The following is a 644-nucleotide window of genomic DNA, read 5'->3' on the forward strand; positions in this document are numbered from 1 at the left end:
CCCGTTATGAAAACTTTGGCGAATTGATTGCCTATTGCCGCTTGTCCGCCAATCCGGTGGGGCGCATTATGCTGCATTTGTACGGGCAAACCGATGAAGTGAGCATGGCGCAAAGCGACGGCATTTGCATTGCCTTGCAGCTGATTAATTTCTGGCAGGACGTGGCGGTAGATTGGCAGAAAGGGCGCGTGTACATCCCTCAGGAAGATTTGCGGAAGTTCAAAGTCAGTGAAGGGCAGATTGCGGCCGGCAAAGCCGACTTCGCCTTTCAACGATTGATGGCGCACGAGTGCCAACGTGCTTTTCAAATGCTGAAGGCAGGCTCGCCGTTGGGCAAAACCCTCAAAGGGCGAATCGGTTTTGAGCTGCGCATGATTATTGTCGGCGGCCAGTTGATTTTGCAGAAGCTGGACGGTTGCAAATATGACGTGTTTAACCAGCGCCCGCTGTTGGATAAAAAAGACTGGATGATTATCATCAAACGGGCTTTGATGAAGAAATAAAAAAAAGGCCGTCTGAAATGGATGTTTCAGACGGCCTTGATGTTTTTTATTAGCGGTTTTTCAAACGGTTGATGCGGTTGTCCAAAGAAGGATGGGTGCTGAACCAAGAGTCTTTGGCTTCGCTGGCAATACCCATTGCAG

1 protein-coding gene and 1 pseudogene are annotated in these 644 nt (G+C 49.7%); one reads left to right on the forward strand and one right to left on the reverse strand.

Features of this window, described 5'->3' with window-relative positions; genetic code table 11:
* A partial coding sequence (locus ACTHUR_RS15175; RefSeq protein WP_440399455.1) for a squalene/phytoene synthase family protein occupies nt 1-503 on the forward strand: 503 nt, incomplete at its 5' end.
* A gap of 49 nt (nt 504-552) precedes the next feature.
* On the opposite strand, the pseudogene ACTHUR_RS15180 reads toward ACTHUR_RS15175, so the two are convergent.
* Nucleotides 553-644, reverse strand: a pseudogene (locus tag ACTHUR_RS15180) (protease HtpX); the annotation flags it as partial.

The sequence above is a fragment of the Neisseria sp. P0021.S007 genome (assembly GCF_051956855.1).